The organism is Sinimarinibacterium flocculans (genome assembly GCF_003201205.1).
In the GTDB taxonomy this organism is placed as follows: Bacteria; Pseudomonadota; Gammaproteobacteria; order Nevskiales; family Nevskiaceae; genus Solimonas; species Solimonas flocculans.
This window is the reverse complement of sequence record NZ_QICN01000029.1, coordinates 1-1,935: the sequence shown is the minus strand read 5'-3', so window position 1 is coordinate 1,935 and position 1,935 is coordinate 1. Positions and strand designations below refer to the sequence as shown.

Below are 1,935 nucleotides of genomic sequence, written 5' to 3'. Positions count from 1 at the left end.
TCCGAAGCAGGGCCGAAACCCGCGCCGGACGGCTCTCTTCGGATTCCGAAGGAGGACCGTACAGTACGTAATGATCGTATAAATGAAGTACGTACAGTACCGCGCGCGAGGGCCTTGCAGAACCTGCGGCTGCCCGAGCGTTTCCTGCGCTTGAAGGACGAGCAGCAGGCCGGCGCGCTGGTGGCGCTGCAGCAGGTGGACGAGGCGCAGCGGCAGGCCGTGCTCGACGAGTGGGCGGCACGCTGTGGCGGCAGTACGGTGCGCAATCCCGCCGGCTACTTGTTCGGCATCATCCAGAAGGCGATCCGCGGGGAGTTCAAGGCGTGGGCGGGCAACGACGCAGCAGCGCCGCCCGCGCCGCGAGCTGCGGGGCCGGCGCCATCGTCGTCGCCTTCGGCTTCCCGCCCAGCCGACCCCGAGGTGGCGCGCGCCTACCTCGCACGGCTGCGTTCAGCCTTGCGCGATCCCTGAGCTATCCCCAGGGGATAGACGGAACAGGTCGCCTTCCAGCTGGGGGAGCAGACCGCTTGGAACTGTGCTCAAACTGTGCGTATAATGTGCTCGTGATTCCTTGCCTTTGGGAGCAACGTCATGGCCTCTACCGCTTTCGCGGATGTGCTCGAATCGGTGCGTGAAGCCGGCACGTCCCGCTTTTCCGCCACGAACGTCGCCGATGCCCTGGGCCTGCAGTACCAGGACTTGGCCACGCTGGCTGGCGTGCACCGCAACACCCTGCGCACCCACCCCGAGTCACCGCGACTCCAGGCCGCGCTTCGTGACCTGATGCGGGTGCTATCGGCCGCCTCGGCGGTGCAGCCGGATACCGCGCGTGCATTCTTCATGGTCAAGAACGAGCCCATCCCGACGTTCCACCACAAGACCCTGCTGCAGTTGGTGCAGGAAGGACGCACCGACGATGCGATCGACTACCTGGAGTCGATCAGTGCAGGGTTCACCGGATGATCCTCCTCGACCTGCCGCCCGGCACCACGCTGTTTCGCGCGCACACCCCGCAGTGGGCCAGCCGGCCAACCAGCGGCGCTGGTGCGGCGGCCAAGGGCGGGCGCTTCAACCGGGAGGGCGTCGAGGCGCTGTATCTGTCGCTGGAGGAAGCGACCGCGCTACGCGAATACCAGCAGACCTCGCCCTTCCTGCCGCCCTGCACGATGTGCTCGTACACCGTGGCATTGCGCGAGCTGGTCGATCTGCGGCAGCTCCACCGCGGCGAACCTTGGGACGAGCTGTGGCACGACTGGCGCGAGGACTGGCGCCATCTGAAATTCGACCTTCACATCGAGCCGCCCACTTGGGTGCTGGGCGACATGGTGCTGGCCCAGGGCCATACCGGAATCCTGTTCCCCAGCCAGGCGAACGATGGCGGCACCAATATCGTGGTGTTCGTGGATCGGCTCAGGGATGGCAATTCGGTCGAGGTCAATGATCCCGACGGGCGACTGCCCCGCGACCAATCCAGTTGGACGCGCTGACTCCACAGCGCGGATTCGCACTCCACCCTTCGGCCCGCCGCCGAGCTATCCCCAGGGGATAGCCGGCACACACAGCCTTCCGTGCGGAACAAACCGGGCGCGCATGGGCTGCGGTTTGTTGACTGACGGCCTTCCGGCCGATGCCGATGCTGGCGACTCGCCCCTTCACCGCGAGTCGCTCCCATGGCCAACGAACGCACAGAACCCCTGCAACTGAATCTCGGATCGCTGCGCAGCGCGATGTCGCTGACGCTGCACACGCACCATGCATCGCGCATCTGGCACGGCCGCGCGCCGACCGAGGGGCGCCCAGGCATCATCGGTCTCAACGGCTTCATCGGCGCCATGAACAAAATGAAGCGCGGCGCCGAGCAGGACGACCCCTACTCGGACTGGTGGATGCTGCGGATCGAGGACAAGCTCGCCGACACCAAGACCCGTCTGCAGA

At 66.3% G+C, this 1,935-nt stretch carries 3 protein-coding genes and 1 pseudogene; all 4 read left to right on the top strand.

Features of this window, described 5'->3' with window-relative positions:
- Positions 1 to 471, top strand: a pseudogene (locus tag C8D93_RS20225) (STY4528 family pathogenicity island replication protein); the annotation flags it as partial.
- Positions 472 to 591: 120 nt separating this feature from the next.
- A complete protein-coding gene (locus C8D93_RS20220; RefSeq protein ID WP_023093161.1) occupies positions 592 to 963 on the top strand; it encodes a hypothetical protein in 372 nt (123 codons plus the stop codon).
- The gene (locus tag C8D93_RS20215; RefSeq protein WP_023093160.1) at positions 960 to 1,487 is read left to right on the top strand and encodes an RES family NAD+ phosphorylase; all 528 of its coding nucleotides are present in this window, start codon (positions 960 to 962) and stop codon (positions 1,485 to 1,487) included. Before C8D93_RS20220 ends, C8D93_RS20215 begins: the two co-directional genes overlap by 4 nt.
- 183 nt (positions 1,488 to 1,670) lie before the next feature.
- Positions 1,671 to 1,935, top strand: a 265-nt coding sequence (locus C8D93_RS20210; RefSeq protein ID WP_146216690.1) for an AcaB family transcriptional regulator, incomplete at its 3' end; no start/stop codon positions are given.

What these genes read in the sequence shown, in the direction of transcription:
- C8D93_RS20215 (WP_023093160.1), top strand. Translation starts at nt 960, where the DNA reads ATGATCCTCCTCGACCTGCCGCCCGGCACCACGCTGTTTCGCGCGCAC.
- C8D93_RS20220 (WP_023093161.1), top strand. Translation starts at nt 592, where the DNA reads ATGGCCTCTACCGCTTTCGCGGATGTGCTCGAATCGGTGCGTGAAGCC.